Source organism: Desulfurobacterium sp. TC5-1 (genome assembly GCF_000421485.1).
Taxonomy (GTDB): Bacteria; Aquificota; Aquificia; order Desulfurobacteriales; family Desulfurobacteriaceae; genus Desulfurobacterium_A.
On sequence record NZ_ATXC01000001.1, the window covers coordinates 546,025 to 563,987 of the forward strand.

Sequence of the window (17,963 nt, forward strand, 5' to 3'; positions counted from 1 at the left end):
GGGCGGAAGCCCCCCTATCCAAGTAGTTAAAGTAGTTATAGATTAGTCGTTTGCAATTCTTTTCACAAGTTCATAAGCCACTTTTGCGGCAGTTGCAGGACTCAGTTTTGCAGAGTTGAATTTGGTGTGGAAGAGATCTATTTTCCTGATATCAACTCCAGCAATATCTTTATAGAATTTCAGCTCTCTTTCATCAAGCTGTTCAATCCTTTCTGTTGCTTCTTCTACAGATATGCCAAGTTTTTCAGCGCACAGCTTTGCTCTGTAATCCATGGGTGCTTCTATTTTAATGTGAACAGTGTTTGGATACTCTGCTAAAATGGCGCAGGCACCATGGCCAACAAGGATGACATTGTTTGAGAAGGCCATATTCATTACAACTTTTACAAGCATTTCTTTAAATTCTTCAAAGGTAACTTCTCTCTCTTCCTCGCTTTCACCCTTTAATATTGAGAAATCAAGAAACTTTCTGCTGAACTGGAGAAAATCAGCAAGTGAGAGCTTGGCTGCAAGGTAGTTAAAATCATCGAACTCTTCAAGCTTATCAGTTGGAAGATTTAACCTTTTTGCGGTCTGGATAAGTATCTCTTTATAGAGAACATCGTATCCAGAGAGTTTTGCTAACTCCTTTGCAAACTCAAGACCTTTAGAACCGTACTCGAAGGTAACCGTAACAACACCCATCTTTCCCTCCAGGATATTTTTAACTCTGTTTATTTCACCCTCAATAAGTTTATCTCTAAGTATATTAATTATCTCAAAAAAGTCTGATTCTCTCAAGCTTTCAGGGAGTTTTTCAGCAAATGCTGGAAGTTTTTCTTCCATAAATAAGAGAGCTTTTTCGTCAATCTCCTCGGCAATCTCCTCGTCTTCGTAAAAGATTTCAACTGCTTCTTCTATCCATTCCCTCTTCAAATATCTCCTCCAATTCCACAGACGGTAGTTCATCTATACTGTTGAGACCGAAATGGACAAGAAAATCCTTTGTTGTTCCATACAGTTTTGGTCTTCCTGGAGCTTTTTTGCGTCCAATGACCTGGATAAGCCGCTTCTCAAGGAGACTCTTTATAGCTCCATCTGCCGTTCTACCACGGATTGTTTCTATCTCTTTTTTAGTAACAGGTTGTTTATAGGCAACTATAGCAAGAACTTCAAGGAGGTGTTTGGATAGTTTTATTGGTCTATCTTCGACAAATTTTTTGACATAAGTTGAAATTTCCGGTGCAGTATAAAACTTATAACCACCGCCTATCTCTTTAAGGATGATGCCACCGTTTGAGTACTTTGCTTTCAGTGTTTTAAGAGCTTCCTCCAATTTTTCTATGTCAATTTCAAGCTTCTGAGCAATCTCCTCAATACTTACCGGCTCTTCAGAAACAAATATAACAGCTTCAAGTATCTTCTCAACTTCCTGCATTTTCCGTCTCTCTCACCACTTTCAAGGTTGCATCGGGAATAGCAAATGATTTCATAACAGAAGAAAAAGAATCTCTCAGAGTTCCATCAGTGTAAAGTTTTTTCAAAAGATTTGCAAGCTTTTTACTGTCTATTTCGTTCTGTCTTACCAGAAAACATCCCTTCCTGTCAGCTATAGGTTTTGCATTGAAGTATTGATGGTCATCCACGGCAAAAGGATAAGGTACAAAGATTGACGGAATGCCGAAGTAAGAAAGTTCAGAAATGGCAAGAGCGCCACTTCTCGAAACTGCGACATCGGCACTCTTATAAAGAAGCCATGGTTTTTCGGTAAACGGTGTAACTAAAGCTTTCACGCCCAGGTTTTTGTACCTCTCCACTAATCCTTTCTCCTTTCCTTCACCGGATATGTGGACTATCTGAATTTTGCTTATCAACTCTTTAAGCAGTGCAACTGCTTCAGGTGTAATTTGGTTTAAGAACTGTGCTCCCTGACTTCCACCAAAGATTAAAATAGTGAATTTGTCCCTATCAAGTTTCAGGATATTTCTTGCGAGCTCTTTTGAAAGTTTACATTCTCTTATCTCTTTTCTCAGAGGATTACCTGTGAGAACCCCGTCAGGAAAAAACCGGCGGCAGTATTCGTTTGCTATCAGGATTTTGCTTGCAAATTTACTTAAAAGCTTATTGGTTTTACCGGGTATGGAATTTTGTTCGTGAATTATAAGAGGTGTATCTGTTAATTTTGCTGCAAAACCTGCAGGGAGTGAAACGTAACCACCAAAAATAAGAACCCTATCTGGTTTAAACCGGTTGATGATAGAGATTACCTTGAGTGTTGAGGCGATTAAAGAAAAACTTCCTTTAAGCATTTTTAAAGGAGTCTTTCCTCTTACGCCAGAAACGTTAATAAAGATTTTCTCGCAGGGGATTAGATCAGATTTCCTGTATTCTATGCCTTTTTCTGTTCCTATGTACAGAACCTCATTACCAGTTTTAACAAATTCTTCTATAACGGCAACTGCTGGAAAAAAGTGTCCTCCGGTGCCTCCTCCCGCTATGACAATTTTCATTTGTAATTTCCCTGTTCTATTTTTTCAAAACTTACTCGGCTCTTCTCAGGAAGAGAACGGGCAATACTCATCAGAAGTCCTACGGCTATGTACATTGAAATAAGAGATGTTCCACCTTGACTGACAAAGGGGAGAGTGATTCCTGTTGTAGGTACAACACCTATGTTAACCCCAATGTGAACGAGTGCTTCAAGGAATATGTAAAGTGTTAATCCCAGGGAAAGGAATTTTCCCAATTTATCATCTGTTTTGTCTGCAATCATCAAACCAACAACGAGTATCGCGAAAAAGAGGAGAAGAACAATAACAGCCATTATGAATCCACCCTCTTCTCCGATGTGAGCATAAATGAAATCGCTAAAGGCTAAAGGTAGAAAGGCAAGTTTTTGCTGTCCCTGACCAATACCAACGCCGGTTATACCGCCTTTTGCAAACGACACAAGTGACTGAACAAGCTGGTAACTGTCGTTTTTTCCCGGTGCTTTGTAGAAAGCGAATGGATCAAAGAGCATTCTAATCCTTGCTATACGGTAAGGTGCAGTTATTACGGCAAGGACAAACATAAGTGTTCCTATAGCAAGTGGGGTAAATATGTATGTAAGACGAAAGCCGGTTATAAATATCATTGCAAAGATGGATATGAAAACGATCATGGCAGAACCGAGATCCTTTTCTGCAAGGATTAGAAAGATTGGAAAAAACACAAAGAACATAAAGCCAGCAAATACCGATGTATTGTTTTCTATTTCGTACCATTTTCTTTCAAGATAGCCTGCAACAAATATAATGAGTGTAACTTTTGCAAACTCAGCCGGTTGGAGAGATACTCCGCCAATTTTTATCCAGCTTCTGGCACCGTTCACCTCTTTACCCAGGATAAGGACAGAAATGAGAATAAAAACGGTAAGTCCGTAAACGAACCAGAGCCATCTTTTATTTTTTAGCTTTTTATAATCAAAAAATCTGTAAGTTCCATAACATGCAAACAGACTCAGGAAAAACGTTATTAATTGTTTGATGAACAGATAATACGGAGGTTTACCGCTTACTGTGCAGAAGTAAGAGCTTCCAGTGTATATAAAAATCAGACCTATTACCGTAAGTATTATTGCAACTGCAAAAATAACCTTTCCAAGAGCATCAGACTTCATTTCAATTCCTCGACAATTTGTTTAAAAATTTTACCTCTCTCTTCAAAGTTTTTAAACATGTCAAAACTTGAACAACCTGGAGAGAATAGAACAGTATCACCTTCTTCAGCCGCTCTATATGCAGAAATTACCGCTTCTTCTAAAGTCGCTTTAAACTCTGATTCTGCAACTTCAGAGAAGAGTTCTTTTAACCGCTTCCCCGTTTCCCCTATAAAGAATGCTTTTTTGACACGTTCTTTCACTATAGGTCTAATTGGTGAAAAGTCAATTCCTTTGTCTTTTCCACCCGCTATCAGTATAACCTTATCAAAGCTGAGCAACGCTTTTTCAAGAGAATCCACATTTGTGGACTTGGAATCGTTAATAAATGTCACGCCGTTTAAAATTTTCACAAATTCGAGCCGATGTTCAAGACCTTTAAAATCTTTTATGGCTTCAAGAAATTTTGATTCATCTATACCAAAAACTCTCAAAGCTAAAAGCGCAGCCATGATGTTCTGAATATTATGGTAACCTTTTACAGGAAGCTCAGAAATAGTAACAGAAAAGCCATCTAAAAATATTTTTCCATCTTTGAAAAAAGCGTCAGCTTTACTTTTCATGCTAAAAGATAGGACATTTTTCCTGTTTAAAAGTGGTTTGAGCGAATTATCGTCAGCGTTAAGGATAATCTTGTCTTTTGTATGTTCTATCAGTTTTAACTTTGCTTTTACGTACTCCTTGAAGTCTCTATACCTGTTTAAATGGTCAGGCGTAATGTTTAGAATCACGGAGACATTACTCTTAAAATCCTTAAGGTCTTCTATCTGGTAGCTTGAAAGCTCTATGACGGATACCGAGTCTTCTTCCGTTTCACATGCAAAATCGGAAACAGGAATTCCGTAATTTCCACCTATAAAGACTTTTCCTTTCCATAATTTTTTAAGAGCATGATATATAAGGGCCGTCGTTGTGCTCTTTCCGTTTGTTCCAGTAACCGCTATGACTTTTCCCTTCAAATATCTTCCTGCAATTTCTACTTCCCCCAGTACATTGACACCTTTCTCTTTAAAGAACTTAATTAGCGGATGGTAAGGAGGAACGCCCGGTGACTTGACGACAAATGCAGGATTTTCAGGAACAAAAGTTTCACCCTTGTCATCGTAATAGAAAACGGAGTATCCTTTCTTTTCAAGAAGCTTTCCTGCCGATAAACCACTCTTACCCTTTCCCATGATAAGAACGTCCATTTTTAGACCTCGTATGCAATAGTTTATAATTGCTCTCAAGAACTTAAATTTATGGAGTCAGGATGATTGTTGAAAGGCTTGAGAACGGCATAAATGTTGTTTTGAAAGATAGAAAGGATGTCTCTTCCGTTTCCGTTCAGTTCTGGCTCAAAACCGGTGCCCTCTGGGAAAACGAAAAGAACAGAGGTATTGCTCATTTCCTTGAACACATGGTATTTAACGGAACAAAAAACTATCCTGCTGGCACCATAGAAAAGATAGTGGAAAACAACGGCGGTGAAATAAACGCTGCCACTTCTTACGACTATACCTACTACTATGTAACCATTCCCGAAAAACATGTTTTTACAGCGGTGAAACTGTTAAAGGATATAGTGTTTTACCCTCTGCTTCTTCCTGAGATGGTTGAAAAAGAAAAACCGATAGTCCTTGAAGAGATAGCCCGCTCTGAGAATGATCCAAGACAGGTTTTCTGGAGAAACTTTTACCAAAAGATATTCCAGGAGGTAAATTATCGCTATCCCATATTGGGTTTTAGAAATACTGTTTCCTCTTTTACTGCGGAAAATGTCAGAGAATTCCACAGAGACCACTATCACGGCGGCAATCTTACAGTGGTAATTTCAGGAAACATCAATGAGAAGGAATTGTTACACTTTTTAAAGGAAGAGCTTTCCCCGCTACCTTCAAAAAATCCTGATATCCCCCCTTCTGTTGATGAGCCTGAGCTTATACCGGGAAACGAGATAATGAAACATCCAGCTGTTGCCAACGCCCATGTTCTTATCGGATGGAAGATTCCCGGCCTTTCACAGAACGTTAATACTGCAGTTTTAAGTGTTCTTGAATCTTATCTGTCATACGGCAGGAGTTCTGTCCTATATCAGGAAGTGATAGAAAAGGGAACAGCTTATGCAGCAATGGGTTTAAAGGATCTTTTCCTGTCATCAGGGCTCTTTTATATCTACGGAATAACAGAGCCTTCGAAAGCGGGGCTCTTTAAAGAGAAGATTTTTGAAATCATCAGGTCATCGGTAGATGAAACAGCTTTTGAACTTGCCAAGAAAAAGGTGCTGAAAACGGAAATCTTTAAAAAGGAAAGTGTTGAATCCGAGGCTGAAGAGCTCGGATACTCGGTAACGCTTTTTGGCAATTTAGATTACTACCAAAAACTGATAGAAAGCATCAAAAAACTCACTCTTGAGGAATTTGTGAAAGGAACGGAATTTTTAAAAAATAAACATCTTCAAATGTTACTTCTTCCAGAGGGAGGCAATAAGTGAAAAAGTTCTGGGAATTTATAGCTACAGGTTTTTACAGTGGAAAACTGCCAAAGATGCCGGGAACGTGGGGTTCAATCACGGCGGCAATTCTCCTCTACTTTTTCTGGCCAGAAAATATTGTTTATCAGGTGGTGATAATTGCCGTAACGTTTGTCTTAAGCACAATCTCCTCCCAATCTCTATCTGAACAGCTGGGAGATAATGACCCGGATAGCGTTGTGATAGATGAGATAATTGGAATGGAAATTGCTATGCTTGGTATAAAAACAACGCTCCCGGCAGTGGTAGCGGCGTTGGTAATCTTTAGAATTATTGATATAATGAAGCCACCACCTATTAAACTATTCGAAAAGTTGCCAGGTGGTTTTGGCATAACGGTTGACGATATGTTTGCCGGCTTATACTCCAACATCCTTCTAAGGTTACTGGTCTGGAGGCACTATGTTTAAAAAGATTTTAATAGCCAACAGGAGTGAAGTAGCTACAAGAGTAATCCGTGCATGTAAAGAGCTTGGAATCAAAACGGTTGCAATTTATTCTGAGGCTGATGTTAATTCTCTCCACGTTAAAAAGGCAGATGAAGCTTACATGATTCACGGTGATCCTGTTAAGGCTTATCTAAACTACTATAAGATTGTTGATATAGCTCGTCGTGCGGGAGCAGATGCGATTCATCCAGGATACGGTTTCCTATCCGAAAGACCCGATTTTGCCGAATACTGCAGAAAAAGAGGCGTTGAATTTATAGGTCCTTCTGTAGAACATCTTAAAATGTTTGGCAGCAAGCTTGAAGCTAAAAGAGTTATGAAAGAGCTTGGTGTTCCTGTTGCTGAAGGAAGCGACGGTGCTATAAGCGACATAGAAGAAGCGAAAGAACTTGCCAAAAAGATAGGCTATCCCGTTATGATAAAAGCCTCTCACGGTGGCGGTGGTAGAGGACTCAGAGTTGCAAGGAACGAAGAGGAACTTATAAACCAGTTTAAAACTGCCGTCGCAGAAGCTGAAGCAGCTTTTGGAAAAGGTGAAGTTTTCATAGAGAAGTATATAGAAGAACCAAGGCACATAGAGATTCAGATAATTGCTGACAAAAACGGTAATGTCGTTCACCTTGGTGAGAGAGACTGTTCCATGCAGAGGCGCCACCAGAAGGTGCTTGAAATTGCGCCTTCTCCTGTTCTTACTAAGAGGCAGAGGGAAAAACTCGGACAGATCTGTGTAAAGGTAGCGAGAGAGATAGGGTACTATGGCGTTGGAACGTGGGAATTCTTGATGGATAAATATGGAAAGTTCTACTTTATGGAAGTGAATCCAAGGCTTCAGGTTGAACATACCATTACAGAAGCTGTTACAGGTATAGACATCGTTCAAGAGCAGATAAGAATTGCAGCCGGCATGAACCTCTCTTTCTCTCAGAAGAGTGTAAATATATACGGATTTGCAATGCAGTTTAGAATTAACGCAGAAGATGTTACCAGGGACTTCGTTCCGTCTCCCGGAACAGTTACCGCTTATTATTCACCAGGTGGTATAGGCGTAAGGATTGATGGTGTAGTTTACAAGGGGTACAGGATTCCGCCTTACTACGATTCAATGATTGCAAAGCTGATTGTTTGGGGAAGAAACTGGGACGAAGTTATCAGACGTTCAAGAAGAGCCCTTGACGAATTTGTGATTAGAGGTGTGCCGACAACCATTCCATTCTTTAAGAAAATCCTGAATGACCCGGAATTTATTCACGGAAAGTTTGATACTTCTTTCATAGATAGAAAGATAAAAGAGTTTACCTTTATCAAAGAGCCTGATCCTGAAATACTCGCTCTGGCTCTTTCTGCCGCAATTGCGGCACACCACGGACTTTAATCGGGAGGATTGACATGGGAAAGAAACTCCAGTTTACAGATGTTACATTGAGGGATGCCCATCAGTCTCTCTTTGCCACAAGGATGAAAACAAAGGACATGATAGATATAGCGCCTGTCATTGATAAAGCGGGGTTCTGGTCTGTTGAAATGTGGGGTGGTGCCACGTTTGACGCCTGTCTGAGGTTTTTAAGAGAAGATCCCTGGGAGAGGTTAAAAATTCTCAGGAAGCTCATGCCCAACTCAAAACTTCAGATGCTCTTAAGGGGACAGAACCTTGTGGGTTACAGGCACTATCCTGACGATGTTGTTAAAGCTTTTGTAAGAAAAGCTGCCGAAAACGGAATAGATGTCTTCAGGGTTTTTGACGCCCTTAATGACCTTAGAAATGTTGAAGTTGCAGTGGAAACAGCAAAAGAGTGCGGGAAAATAGTGGAAGGGGCAATATCCTACACTATAAGTCCCGTTCACACAGAAGACCTCTACGTTGAGCTTGCCCTTCAGTACAAGGATATGGGTGTTGATATTATTACGATAAAGGACATGGCAAGCCTCCTTTCACCGGAAAAAGCTTACTCTCTTGTAAAAGCAATTAAAGAAGAAACAGGTCTTCCCGTTCACATTCATACTCACTGCACGAGCGGTATGGCTGAGATGACACAGCTTAAAGCTGCTGAGGCAGGAGCAGACCTGTTTGACGTTGCCATTTCACCAATGGCTTCAGATACTTCACACCCTGCTGCTGAAACAATGGCTTACGTTCTCAAAGAGTTTGGTTATGAGATAGACCTTGATAAAGAAGCACTTTCAAAAATGGCAAAGCACTTCAAAGAAGTTAGAAAGCATTACCAGAAGTACGACATGAACTTTAAAGGTGTTGATGCAGGAGTTCTCGAACATCAGATCCCCGGTGGAATGATGTCAAACCTTGTTAACCAGCTGAAAGAGCAGGGGGCCCTTGATAGGCTCGATGAAGTCTTAAAGGAAATTCCAAGAGTTAGAGAAGACCTTGGTTATCCACCTCTTGTTACGCCCACAAGCCAGATAGTTGGAACTCAGGCTGTTCTTAACGTTCTTGCCGGCGAAAGATACAAGATGATTACACAGGAAACAAAAAACTATGTTAAAGGGCTTTACGGTAAGCCACCTGCCCCGATAAAAGAGGAAATCATCAAGAAGATTCTTGGCGGCGAGCAGCCAATTACCTGCAGACCTGCAGACCTCCTTGAGCCTGAGTTAGAACAGAGAAGGAAAGAAATTGAAGGACTTGCAAGGTCTGAAGAGGATGTCCTTTCCTACTGTCTCTTCCCACAGGTTGCAAAAGAGTTCTTTGAGTGGAGAGAAAAGGTTGAAAAAGGTGAAATACCCGCAATATCTGAGGAAGACCTTGCCGATACGCTTGAGGAAGAAAATCTCTGTCCTCAGCCGCTTGCTCCAACAGAGTTTATCATTAACGTTCACGGAGAGAGCTACCACGTAAAAATCGCAGGTGTGGGACACAAAGCAGAAGGTAAGAAACCTTACTTTATCAAAATAGATGGACGACTTGAGGAAGTTGTTGTTGAACCGCTTGTTGAAGTTGTTCCAACTGCAGGTGAAGTTGAAATCAGCGGCGGACTTACAAGTAGTTCTAAACGTCCAAAGGCAACGAAAGAAGGCGACGTCACATCACCAATGCCTGCAAAAGTTGTTGAGATAAAAGTTAAAGAAGGTGACCGGGTTAATGAAGGTGACGTGGTCGCCATAGTTGAAGCCATGAAGATGCAGAACGAAGTTCACGCACCTATAAGTGGAACCGTTAAAGCTATTTATGTAAAACCCGGTGATCAGGTTAACCCTGACGAAGCAATAATGACAATAGAGTAAGCAGGAGAGAAGTATGCCGAAGATAATACTTGTCAGACACGGAAAAACTATCTGGAACGCAGAAGGAAGATATCAGGGGAAAATGGACATTCCCCTTAACGAAGAGGGCAAAGAGCAGGCAAAAAGGGCAGGCAATGCCCTTAAAGGTTTTCCTGTTAAAGCCGTTTTTTCAAGTCCGTTAAAGAGGTGTTACGACACAGCAGCAGAAATAGCAAAGCACCACAACCTTCAGGTTCAAACGGAAGAGGGTTTTAAGGAAATAGACCACGGTGAGTGGGAAGGTCTTCTGGCAAGTGATGTTGAGAAAAGATATCCCGAGCTTTTAAAACTGTGGCGTGAAAGACCAGCTGAAGTAAGAATGCCAGGTGAAGGTGGAGAAACGCTTCAAGATGTTTACGATAGAGCGGTTAAAGCTTTTGAAAAGGTTGTATCCCAATTTAAGGACGAGGACATTATTGTTATAGTGGGCCACGACGCCACAAACAAGGTAATAATGTGTCATGTTCTTCAGACAGATCTTAATAAGTTCTGGGCATTTAAACAGGCAAACTGCGGGATAACGGTACTTGAGTACGATCCTAAAACTAAAAGAGTTATCGTTCACGTGGCAAACGCTACCGGCCATCTTGGTAAAGATATAGACTTTGAAGTTCAGAAATCACTCTAAGGGGGAAACTTCTCCCCCTATTTTCAGGATAGCTGCAGTGAAAGTTCTCTTTGATCTATCTAAAAGATTCGGAGACCTTAAAGAGGCTACTTTTTTAAGCAGGAAAAACCGTTTTGTAGGAGAATGTCTTTTAGACGGTAAAAGGATTACCTGTCACATCGCTGATACAGGTAGATTAAGAGAAATACTTACAGAGGGAAGAAAAATCCTTATATCTTTAAACCCATCCCATCTTAAGACCGATTCAAAATTAATAGCGGCAGAGATGGAGGAAGGTTTTGTTCTACTTAACACGTCTGTTCATTCTGAGATAGCAGAAAAAGCAATAAGACAGGGTATCCTTGGGTTTATCCCCGAAGATGTCAAAAAGGAAGTGAGAATCGGGAAAAGCCGTGTTGATTTTTTAATCAATGGCAATCACTACGTTGAACTTAAAGGCTGTAACCTCAGGATAGGTGATGTCTGTCTTTTTCCTGACGCACCGACAGAAAGAGGCAGAAGGCATTTAGAGGAACTTATAAGCCTTAAAGAGAAAGGTTATCAGGCTTCTATTCTTATAATGGTTTTGAGAAAGGCTAACCTTTTCAGGCCAAATCACGAGACAGACCCGAAATTTGCAGAAACTTTTTACAGGGCTCTTGAAAGAGGTGTTGAATTCAAAGCTTTCAGAGTCAAGCTTAAGGATAAGAAAGTTGTCTTAGATGGTGATGTAAAACTGACTCAGGCACTTTGAAGCTGCAAATGAGAACATGAGAAAACTTCGGGATAGTACCACCAGTACCTGCGGGAAGGTTTGGGAAACTGCATCTCTCTCAGTCTTCCAAAATTAACATCAGAAGATGCTTTAACAAGTTTGCCCTTCAAAATTTTATCAAGCTGTTTAAGGCTTTTTCTCAGGTGAAAGGGTACTCTTTTCGTTCGTCTGAGCTGTTTTTCAATTTCACTGCGAACATCAAGAACCATGCTCCACTGAAGAAGATTTCTCTCGTCAAGTCCTTCAAGATAAAGTTCATAGAAGAAAAGCAGATTTTCAAGCTTCCTCATTTTTTTTCTCCTTTATCTCTTTGTGAACATTATCGGCAAAACGGAAACGTTTTTTAAGGCGGGAAATTTAATTGTTAACCATAAATATTTAAAGTTAATTAAATATACCCGTAAAAGGGGCTGAAAGAGAAATAGCCATCCATTTGCCCGATATCGCGATTTTTCTTTACAGACGCAGGTCAGGACTATAAGTTTCAAAATAGAGGAAATGGATAAGCGATAATTTTATTAACCGTTTATTTTTATGGTTAATGTTTGAGAGGGGAACAGGGTGTTGCTCACACCATCTATCCTGCCCTTCCATTTTATCTGTTCTTCCGTCCGGAAAAGACTATAGAAAATTGACATTTGTTATAGTCAGTGGTAAAATTCAACTATAGAGGAAAAACCTTGATAATCAATGACTTGGGGATATTATGAGGTTTTCTCAGGCAGTTGAGCTGTTTCTCAACTTTAAATCAAAGGAATTAGCCGAAAGAACCATCAAGGAGTACAGGAAAGATCTATCTCTTTTTAAAGAGCTGATAGGTGACAAAGATGTAGAAGAGATAAAAACGTCTGACATCATGATTTTCAGGGGTAGTCTAAACTGCAGTCCTTCTCTCATAAACAGACGTCTTTCCGCTCTCAACTCATTTTTTAACTTTTTAGTTGACATGGAAGTTATAAAGAGCAATCCTGTTAAAAAGTCCCTCAGGATAAGGAAAGTAAAGCAGAAAGTCCCGGAAGCCCTCTCTTATGAGGAGGTAGAAAAGGTTCTTCAGGCAGCTAAAGAGAGATGCTACAGAGATTACCTGATGATGAAGACAATCCTTTTCTGCGGTCTTCGTATCTCAGAGCTTCTCTCTATAGAGAAAAAGGACATTGTTACTGTAAAAGGGCGAAAAGTGTTGAGAGTTGTTGGAAAGGGCGGCAAAGAGAGGTTTATCCCACTGCCGGTAGATTTTGCACGGGAACTTGAAACCTACATGAACTCTTTAGACGGCGAAAAACTGTTTCCTCTAACCTATCAGGGAGCAAAGTACATCTTTAACAGGATAGCCGAATGTACGGGAGTAAAACTACATCCCCATAAGTTAAGGCATACCTTCGCCACAATTTTAGTTGATAGGGGCGTTGATATAAGGGTAATTCAGGCATTTTTAGGCCACGCATCGCCAAACACAACTGCAAGGTACGCTAAAGTTCGTGATGATGTTATGTTTAAGGTTGCCGACGAAGTTTTTAGCAACGTTAGTTAACTATTGATATTTATGGTTAATATTTTCTTTTTCAAGATGAAAAGAGTGTAGTCAGAAAAAGGAAAATAAATTTTCGGAAGAGTCTAACCTTGAGAACTGAAAAGCAAATGTGAATTTCTATACCAGAATTTTTAGAAACTTCATGACAATCGTCTTTTCACCGTAGTTGGCAAAGAAGGCTGTCACCTTTGCATTGTCACCAATCCCTTCAACTCTCCTTACAACACCTTTACCAAACTTTTTATGGAAAACAATTTTCGGTTTTTTGTTCTTTTTAACAGAAGAGACGCTTTCTGTTGATGCAGTTTTTGAAGGTCTCTCTTTCCTTACCACCTTTTTAATTAAATGAGGCGGTATCTCTTCAAGAAATCTTGAAGGTTCACTTTCTCTATAACTGCCAAAGAAACGCCTGCTCTTTGCCCTTGTTAGAATAAGAAGCTTTTTAGCCCTGGTGATGGCAACGTAAAACAGACGCCGCTCCTCTTCTATCTGCTCCGCGCTTTCAAGGGAACGAACGTGGGGAAATAGTCCTTCTTCAAGTCCCGTTATGAAAACTACGGGAAATTCTAAACCTTTAGAGGCGTGAACAGTCATCAACGTTACCTTTTCCGCCTCTTCCATCTCATCCTGATCGGAGGAAAGTGTAATCGTGTTTAAGAACTCTAAAAAGAGCTCTTCACCTTTAAGGCCTGTCCTTTCTGCGAACTCTTCTATTGTGTTTCCGAGCTCTCTTATATTCTCGAGTCTTGATTCCCAATCTTCCCTGTACTCTTTCCTTAAATAGTCTTCATACCTTGCCGCTACAGTTATGAATCTGACAAGCTCGTAAGGTCTTAAACTGTTTACCTTTTCTCTTCCCTCTTCTATTATGTGAATTAGCTCCCTTATACCTTCTTTCTGCCTTGTCGGAGCGGTTTCGAGCATCGCTTTAAGGGCTTCAAGATTGCTTTTGCCTTCGTCCAGAAGTTTTTTTATCTTCTCTTCCGCAGCTGCCCCAAGACCCCTTTTGGGCGTGTTAAGAATTCTAAATATGGAAAGTCTGTCTTCATCAAAAAGAATAATCCTTAAATACGCAATGATATCTTTTATCTCTTTTCTCTCGTAAAACTTCAATCCACCGACTATTTGATAGTTTATCCCTGATCTTCTAAGTGCATCTTCAACGCTCCTTGATTGGGCGTTTGTCCTGTAAAAGATTGCTATGTCAGAAGGTTTCGTACCTGTATCTATAAGTTTCTTAACCGTTCTGCCAACAAAGTAAGCCTCTTCCTGATCATTAAACCCTACAAACAGTCTTATGGGCTCACCATCTTCGTTGTCTGTAAAGAGCTTCTTTCCTTTCCTTATCTTGTTGTGTTCTATAACGGCATTTGCGGCAGAAAGGATTACTCCAGAGCATCTGTAGTTTTTCTCAAGTTTTATAACTTTAGCACCGGGGAAATCCTTTTCAAAGTTTAAGATGTTGTTTATATTTGCCCCCCGCCAGGTGTATATACATTGATCCTCGTCACCGACAACGCAAACGTTTCCCTTATCTATCGTTAAAGCCTTTGTTATTTCGTACTGAATACCGTTCGTATCCTGGTACTCATCAATTAGAACATACTGGAAAAATTCAATGTAACGCTTCCTTATGTCGTCGTGTTCGGTAAGCAGTTTTTTTGCATAGAGCAACAGATCGTCAAAGTCAAAAGCGTTCATTTCCTTTAACTTTCGGTTATAGGTTTCCACTATTTCCGAGAACCGGTCGTAACCTCTAAATTCCATCGCTTCGGGAGGAAAAAGGCCATTTTTTACGTTGCTTATCATTGAACCGATGGCTGCAGGATTATAAAGATCCGTATCTAAGTTCATCTCTTTTAAAATGGTTTTAAGAAGATTTCTCTTGTCGTCTGAATCAATAATCAAAAAGTTTGGCTTAAAACCGATTCTTACACTGTGAGATTTTAAAAGTCTAACGCAAAAAGCGTGAAACGTCGCAACAGAAACGCCGGCTTTACCTTTAAGGAGCTGTTCTACACGTTCTTTCATTTCCCTTGCCGCTTTGTTTGTAAAGGTAACGGCAAGTATCCTTTCAGGTTCATAACCAAACTTTTCTATCATGTAAGCTATCTTGTAGGTTATGACCCTTGTCTTTCCAGAACCCGCTCCTGCAAGTATTAACAGGGGAGAATCGAAATAGGTTACCGCTTCTCTCTGCTGTTCGTTTAGATCTTTTAGCAGTTTTTCTATCATTTGACGTCTTCTATCCTTGCACCTTCTTTGTCAACTTCAAGGACAAGGTATCTGGCGTCAATGCCGAGACTTTCAAACACATCACACATGGCTTTTCCAATGTTGTCAAAGTTACTGTCAGCAAGTGCACCTATACAGCTGCCGGCACCGGAAAGGTAAACCGCATAAGCTCCCTCTTTGTACCCCTGAGACAAAACTTCCCAGAAACCGGGGATGAGGTCGCACCGGTAAGGTTGATGAATTCTGTCTTTAACCGCTTCTTTTAAAAGAGAAAAGTCTTTCTTCTGAAGTGCACCCATGAGAAGGGCAACTCTTTGAACGTTAAATATTACATCTTCTCTGGTGTATGTTTCGGGGAGGACGGAGCGGGAATCCTCCGTTGATAAGAATAGTTCAGGAACGACTATTATGACTTTAAGCTCTTCCGGAAAATCAAGTTTTACATAGGACAGATCCCCGTTAGTTGCCGCAACAACAAATCCGCCCGTGTAAGCAGGCAGAACGTTATCCGGATGGGGTTCAAACTTAAAAGCAACATCTATTACTTCAGGAAGGGAAAGTTTCTTTCCTGCTATTTTTTCAGCGGCAAGAATACCACCGACGATAGCCGTTGCGGAACTTCCCATTCCGCGGCCAAGGGGTATTCTGTTTACCTGCTTTACCTTGACAGGTTGATTTAAGCCGAGGTATTCCATCGTACTTTTAAAGGCTCTCAAAAACAGATTTTTCTCGTTTTCTGGAAGCTCACCTTTACCTTCGCCTTCAACTTCTACAGAGTATGCATCAGCAGTTTCTACAATAAAGTCGTTATAGATTGTAAGAGCAAGGCCAAGAGCGTCAAATCCTGCACCGAGATTGCTCGTTGAAGCGGGAACAGAAACCTTAAATTTCATCACTCCTCCACCGTTTAGCTTGAGATAAGATAATAGCTTTGAAACAGAAAAAAATCAAGCTTCTGAGTGAACTAAAGTTCAGTGCACGTTTTCCACTTTGAGATTTAAACGCTGCAGAATGTTGTCAACAGAATCCTCTGCAATGATCTCAGCAATAGTTACAGGCTTTTCAGGATTTACGGTTATCTTTAACGTTCCCGGATCTAAAATAAAGTCAACAAACGCTTTTGCCAGCATTTCAGAAACAGGATCGCCGTTAAGCTCGTTTTTTATCTGCTTAATTAACGCAGCTTTTACCTGATCCTGAGAAATGTGTCTTTCAGCAGCAATAAGGGTTATCACCCTATTAAAAAGTCCTTCATCAGAGTAAGAGATCTCTCCGTTATAAATTGAAATTTCACCCCATCCGCCTAAAAGAAAGTAAAGCACTTCCTCTTCTCTTACCGGCCTGACATTTCCGAAATTGAATTTTAAGGACAGAGTGCCAATATCTTTCAGGTGATATGTTAAATCGGAAATCGTCAGTTTTCTTTTCTCCATATCATATCTGTAAGAGCTTGAAAAATCTGCACTCATTCTATCACCATATCCAAGAGCTTTCAGAATGAGTCTATCTTCCTCAGGAAGTGAGTTTACATAGAAAGTAATTCCCTTGACTTTTACTAAAGCAAAGAGAGGAAAATCATGCTCTCTATCAAAATCTGAAATTACAACTCTGTTTATCGTTACAGGATATCTTGAACCAGCGTACAGCACTTTTATTCCGCTGATGGTAAGTTGATTTCTGAGCAGAGAATAGTCAACACTTCTGTAGCTTACGTCTGCGTAAGGCTTAATTTCTTCAAATTTTTTATCTATCTTTTCTGATACCTTTTTGTTAATGTAAATTTTGGCACCGAAAAATGATATTACTAAGAGCACTATAATGGTGAAAACGCCGTAAATAACTTTTTTAGACATGCCCTGTTCCTTCCAATCGTTTTTAAAAGCATACACTAAATGTTATTCGAAAATTTTTAAAAGCTTATTCTTTAGTTCCTGTGGCGTAATAGGTTTTGCTATATATTCGTCAAAAAGGTCCCTATGTTTTTCATAATCTTCAGGATACATCGTAAGAGCGATGACTTTAGTTTCTGGAAAATGCTTTTTTATAAATGCAGCAACTTCCGTCCCAAGACCGTCACCAAGGTGTATATCTGTAATAACGATGTCAAACCGTTTTTCTTTCAAAACAGAAAGGGCATCGTACAGTGATTCTGCTTCGTCTATTTCTTCAAAACAAAAATCCTTCAGCTCTTTTGCAATCAACCTGAACGTTTCCCTGACAACAAGTCTTGTGAACAGGACATCTTCCACGATAAGTATGGAAAGTTTCCGGCTGCCGCATTCTGGTTTTAAGCAGTTTTTAGCTTCGTAGAGAATTTTCTCAAGTGCATGTTTTGAATCTTCCCGTTCAAAACCGACAACAACCATCGTTCCATCTTTCAACTTAAATCCGTAAAGATAAAGTCCGTCATCGCCAAGATAGTAAAACTGCTTCTCTTCAAGAGTGAATCCCTCTATAAAAGTTTCTAAAACCTCTTCATCAACGCTTTTTCCCTTTCTTACTATTTCTAAAACGGGCCTTCCTTCTACATCAATTATCTTTGCAAATATAAAATCTTTTCTTCCAAAGATTTGAGAAACCAGTAAACGGAAAAAGTCTATCGTGTCTGCCGATAAGATCAATTCATCGATAGTTGTTTTCTCCTCTTTCTCACTTTTTTCTTTTGTTGAAGAAGCAGAAAGCAACTTATGAATTATTTCTGCGTGCTGTTTCTTAACAACCTCGTTGGGTTGCTCTTCTCCGGTAAGCTTTCTCTCTATTCTCTTAAGAACCTTGCCATTTCTGAATATCAGTGTCACAACTTCCTGAGAAGTTTTGTAATATTCAGTCTGTATATGAAATTCAGTATTGCCCAATCTCAAATTATCATTCCTTGAAAGCAGACCGCTGTCCATCCACT

The 17,963-nt window shown here is 40.0% G+C and carries 17 protein-coding genes; 7 read left to right on the top strand and 10 right to left on the bottom strand.

Annotated features, from left to right (window positions below; translation table 11 throughout):
• Positions 1–42: 42 nt before the first annotated feature.
• From H153_RS0102720 to murD, 5 genes are read right to left on the bottom strand one after another with little or no spacing between them, the layout of a single operon-like run.
• Positions 43–915 carry a cytidylate kinase-like family protein gene (locus H153_RS0102720; protein WP_022846607.1) on the bottom strand — a complete coding sequence of 291 codons (873 nt, stop codon included), beginning with the start codon at positions 913–915 and terminating at the stop codon, positions 43–45.
• Complete coding sequence (gene scpB / locus H153_RS0102725; protein WP_022846608.1) at positions 884–1,417, bottom strand: SMC-Scp complex subunit ScpB; 534 nt, start codon at positions 1,415–1,417, stop codon at positions 884–886. Before scpB ends, H153_RS0102720 begins: the two co-directional genes overlap by 32 nt.
• Positions 1,404–2,489 carry an undecaprenyldiphospho-muramoylpentapeptide beta-N-acetylglucosaminyltransferase gene (murG, locus tag H153_RS0102730; protein WP_022846609.1) on the bottom strand — a complete coding sequence of 362 codons (1,086 nt, stop codon included), beginning with the start codon at positions 2,487–2,489 and terminating at the stop codon, positions 1,404–1,406. The genes scpB and murG overlap by 14 nt, the downstream gene beginning before the upstream one ends.
• Positions 2,486–3,640 carry a putative peptidoglycan glycosyltransferase FtsW gene (locus H153_RS0102735; RefSeq protein WP_022846610.1) on the bottom strand — a complete coding sequence of 385 codons (1,155 nt, stop codon included), beginning with the start codon at positions 3,638–3,640 and terminating at the stop codon, positions 2,486–2,488. The genes murG and H153_RS0102735 overlap by 4 nt, the downstream gene beginning before the upstream one ends.
• On the bottom strand, positions 3,637–4,869 hold the full coding sequence (gene murD / locus H153_RS0102740) for a UDP-N-acetylmuramoyl-L-alanine--D-glutamate ligase (protein WP_022846611.1): 1,233 nt from the start codon (positions 4,867–4,869) through the stop codon (positions 3,637–3,639). The genes H153_RS0102735 and murD overlap by 4 nt, the downstream gene beginning before the upstream one ends.
• 62 nt (positions 4,870–4,931) lie before the next feature.
• On the opposite strand from murD, the gene H153_RS0102745 reads away from it, so the two are divergent.
• The 6 genes from H153_RS0102745 to sfsA are packed head-to-tail and all read left to right on the top strand — an operon-like array spanning position 4,932 to position 11,277.
• Positions 4,932–6,152, top strand: coding sequence for a pitrilysin family protein (locus tag H153_RS0102745; protein WP_022846612.1), 1,221 nt, complete (start codon positions 4,932–4,934; stop codon positions 6,150–6,152).
• Entirely contained in the window at positions 6,149–6,601 is a 453-nt protein-coding gene (locus H153_RS0102750) for a phosphatidylglycerophosphatase A (RefSeq protein ID WP_022846613.1), read from the top strand. Before H153_RS0102745 ends, H153_RS0102750 begins: the two co-directional genes overlap by 4 nt.
• Positions 6,594–8,012, top strand: a complete 1,419-nt coding sequence (accC, locus tag H153_RS0102755; protein WP_022846614.1) for an acetyl-CoA carboxylase biotin carboxylase subunit — start codon at positions 6,594–6,596, stop codon at positions 8,010–8,012. The genes H153_RS0102750 and accC overlap by 8 nt, the downstream gene beginning before the upstream one ends.
• A gap of 14 nt (positions 8,013–8,026) precedes the next feature.
• Entirely contained in the window at positions 8,027–9,877 is a 1,851-nt protein-coding gene (gene oadA / locus H153_RS0102760; RefSeq protein ID WP_022846615.1) for a sodium-extruding oxaloacetate decarboxylase subunit alpha, read from the top strand.
• Positions 9,878–9,890: 13 nt separating this feature from the next.
• On the top strand, positions 9,891–10,544 hold the full coding sequence (locus tag H153_RS0102765; RefSeq protein WP_022846616.1) for a histidine phosphatase family protein: 654 nt from the start codon (positions 9,891–9,893) through the stop codon (positions 10,542–10,544).
• Between the two features lie 37 nt (positions 10,545–10,581).
• Complete coding sequence (sfsA, locus tag H153_RS0102770) at positions 10,582–11,277, top strand: DNA/RNA nuclease SfsA (protein ID WP_027719976.1); 696 nt, start codon at positions 10,582–10,584, stop codon at positions 11,275–11,277.
• On the opposite strand, the gene H153_RS0102775 is transcribed toward sfsA, so the two are convergent.
• Positions 11,265–11,588 (bottom strand): hypothetical protein, encoded by a 324-nt coding sequence (locus H153_RS0102775; protein ID WP_022846618.1) that lies wholly within the window; start codon positions 11,586–11,588, stop codon positions 11,265–11,267. The genes sfsA and H153_RS0102775 overlap by 13 nt on opposite strands.
• Positions 11,589–12,004: 416 nt before the next feature.
• Between H153_RS0102775 and H153_RS0102780 the strand changes: the two genes are divergently transcribed.
• Complete coding sequence (locus H153_RS0102780) at positions 12,005–12,829, top strand: tyrosine-type recombinase/integrase (RefSeq protein WP_022846619.1); 825 nt, start codon at positions 12,005–12,007, stop codon at positions 12,827–12,829.
• Between the two features lie 117 nt (positions 12,830–12,946).
• Here H153_RS0102780 and H153_RS0102785 read toward each other — a convergent pair whose 3' ends face one another.
• The 4 genes from H153_RS0102785 to H153_RS0102800 form a co-directional block, all read right to left on the bottom strand.
• Positions 12,947–15,064 (bottom strand): UvrD-helicase domain-containing protein, encoded by a 2,118-nt coding sequence (locus tag H153_RS0102785; protein WP_022846620.1) that lies wholly within the window; start codon positions 15,062–15,064, stop codon positions 12,947–12,949.
• Positions 15,061–15,957, bottom strand: a complete 897-nt coding sequence (gene thrB, locus H153_RS0102790) for a homoserine kinase (RefSeq protein WP_022846621.1) — start codon at positions 15,955–15,957, stop codon at positions 15,061–15,063. The genes H153_RS0102785 and thrB overlap by 4 nt, the downstream gene beginning before the upstream one ends.
• Positions 15,958–16,035: 78 nt before the next feature.
• Entirely contained in the window at positions 16,036–16,917 is an 882-nt protein-coding gene (locus H153_RS0102795; RefSeq protein ID WP_022846622.1) for a hypothetical protein, read from the bottom strand.
• Between the two features lie 42 nt (positions 16,918–16,959).
• Positions 16,960–17,958 carry a response regulator transcription factor gene (locus H153_RS0102800; RefSeq protein WP_022846623.1) on the bottom strand — a complete coding sequence of 333 codons (999 nt, stop codon included), beginning with the start codon at positions 17,956–17,958 and terminating at the stop codon, positions 16,960–16,962.
• Positions 17,959–17,963 lie beyond the last annotated feature (5 nt).

Bases quoted from the DNA above. Each gene is read 5' to 3' on its own strand.
- H153_RS0102775 (WP_022846618.1), bottom strand. From the start codon at position 11,588: ATGAGGAAGCTTGAAAATCTGCTTTTCTTCTATGAACTTTATCTTGAA.
- H153_RS0102795 (WP_022846622.1), bottom strand. From the start codon at position 16,917: ATGTCTAAAAAAGTTATTTACGGCGTTTTCACCATTATAGTGCTCTTA.
- H153_RS0102735 (WP_022846610.1), bottom strand. From the start codon at position 3,640: ATGAAGTCTGATGCTCTTGGAAAGGTTATTTTTGCAGTTGCAATAATA.
- H153_RS0102765 (WP_022846616.1), top strand. From the start codon at position 9,891: ATGCCGAAGATAATACTTGTCAGACACGGAAAAACTATCTGGAACGCA.
- H153_RS0102785 (WP_022846620.1), bottom strand. From the start codon at position 15,064: ATGATAGAAAAACTGCTAAAAGATCTAAACGAACAGCAGAGAGAAGCG.
- H153_RS0102745 (WP_022846612.1), top strand. From the start codon at position 4,932: ATGATTGTTGAAAGGCTTGAGAACGGCATAAATGTTGTTTTGAAAGAT.
- H153_RS0102800 (WP_022846623.1), bottom strand. From the start codon at position 17,958: ATGGACAGCGGTCTGCTTTCAAGGAATGATAATTTGAGATTGGGCAAT.
- H153_RS0102780 (WP_022846619.1), top strand. From the start codon at position 12,005: ATGAGGTTTTCTCAGGCAGTTGAGCTGTTTCTCAACTTTAAATCAAAG.
- murD (WP_022846611.1), bottom strand. From the start codon at position 4,869: ATGGACGTTCTTATCATGGGAAAGGGTAAGAGTGGTTTATCGGCAGGA.
- oadA (WP_022846615.1), top strand. From the start codon at position 8,027: ATGGGAAAGAAACTCCAGTTTACAGATGTTACATTGAGGGATGCCCAT.
- thrB (WP_022846621.1), bottom strand. From the start codon at position 15,957: ATGAAATTTAAGGTTTCTGTTCCCGCTTCAACGAGCAATCTCGGTGCA.
- murG (WP_022846609.1), bottom strand. From the start codon at position 2,489: ATGAAAATTGTCATAGCGGGAGGAGGCACCGGAGGACACTTTTTTCCA.
- scpB (WP_022846608.1), bottom strand. From the start codon at position 1,417: ATGCAGGAAGTTGAGAAGATACTTGAAGCTGTTATATTTGTTTCTGAA.
- accC (WP_022846614.1), top strand. From the start codon at position 6,594: ATGTTTAAAAAGATTTTAATAGCCAACAGGAGTGAAGTAGCTACAAGA.